The following is a 1,588-nucleotide window of genomic DNA, read 5'->3' as shown; positions in this document are numbered from 1 at the left end:
AAAGCTATTCGGTTCATCAGAACCAAAAGAAGAAAAAGTATTGCCTTGGATACCTTTGAATGCTATGCCGCAATTGCAATTTATCGAAGAAAAATCTAAAGTAAAAACACAAGTTATATTTAAACATTCTACGCGATGTGGTATTAGTAGAATGGTAATGAATCAATTTGTTACGATGTATAGTTTAACGGAAAAAGATTTAGATTTATATTATTTAGATCTTCTAAGCTATAGAGAAATCTCTAATGAAATTGGTGTTCAATTTATGGTCATGCATGAGTCTCCACAGTTATTAGTGATAAGAAATGGAAATGTAGTACGTCACGCTTCTCATGGAAGTATTAATGATGTGAATTTGCAAGATTATATATAATTATTAATTATTTTTAATGCGTATAACCTTAAAAACTAGATTCCCTTGATCGTTTTGACCATTAATTAGAAGTTGAATTTCGTCTAGGTTATCATTGTAAACCCTTATAGTATTGTCGGTGTTTGGTTTCAAATTTACATTTGGTAACCAATCTAAAGTGTTATAAAATATTCTAGAGTTTTTTGTTGGGAACTGCATATCATAATTGGCGTAGTTTGCCGTTGGAATGGTAAAACCAAAATCTACATTTTCAACTTTTAATGTGGATTCTGTATTATTGTTTGTATTTTTATACGGATTTATTTCACCTTTTGTTTTTAATATAACCACGCCAGCAAAGCCGTCTAAACCATATCCAGCGCCTGATGCATTTACTTTGGCTTCTGCAATTTCTGTGGCATTAATAGAATTTAATAAACCGAAATCAGATACTCTAACGCCATTCAAAATTACTGCAACTTCGTCATTTCTATTTCCTGGAATAATAGATTTCGCTCCTCTTGAAGATCGAATTTTTGTGGAGTGATTATCTACTTCAATTCCTGGTAAATCTTTAATGACATCCATTGCTGTTTGACTAATATAGTATCTATTTTCTTTTATTATATATGTTTTTGTAAAACTACTTGCGCGAACTTTAGGGTCTGGATAATCATCAGGAAATACAATTTTTTTTGCTTTTTTTGCTTTCAAAACTACTTCGTCTAAGTATTCTTGTTTTTTTATTTGTCCAGAAGCGGTATCGTCGGTATCCGTATTGTCAAAGCCTTTAATATTATAGTTGTTTAAGTCTTTACTAGTTACTAACTCTGGTTTGTAATCTATCAATTGTTCATTTACATGCATGCTTGCTTTTAAAAGTTTTCCTTTAAAATCGACTAAAGATAATTTGTAGTTTGAATTCTGTTTTAATAAAAGACTATCAAAAACAAAGGTGTTGTTTGGTTTTAGTTTAGATACTAAAACAATATTATTTTCTTGTGAAGTTAGCATTACCTTGGCATTTTGGGTGTTTGCTTCTTTTAATATAACAGAGCCTCTAATTCTTGTTCCTACTTCTGCTTTCCTGGTTTTTATGTTGTTATTCGGTAGATTTACAAAATTGTTTTTACTTTTTGTTTGTATGTAGGTATCCAATTCATTTTGGTTAAAATCTTCAGAAAAGTACTTTGTGATATTTCCTGTTTTATCTTGTAAATAAGGCGTTACTAAATA

At 30.0% G+C, this 1,588-nt stretch carries 2 protein-coding genes; one reads left to right on the top strand and one right to left on the bottom strand.

Going from position 1 to position 1,588, the window contains the following annotated elements:
- Positions 1 to 373 (top strand): bacillithiol system redox-active protein YtxJ (ytxJ, locus tag ACVCZW_RS00465; protein WP_452231353.1); only part of this gene is annotated, 373 nt, incomplete at its 5' end.
- A 3-nt stretch (positions 374 to 376) separates the two neighbouring features.
- On the opposite strand, the gene ACVCZW_RS00460 is transcribed toward ytxJ, so the two are convergent.
- Positions 377 to 1,588: hypothetical protein (locus tag ACVCZW_RS00460; protein WP_452231352.1), on the bottom strand; the 1,212-nt coding region annotated here is incomplete at its 5' end.

The sequence above is a fragment of the Lacinutrix sp. MEBiC02595 genome (assembly GCF_053601555.1).
Note: the sequence above shows the minus strand (reverse complement) of the source record. Positions and strands in the feature narration are given on the sequence as shown.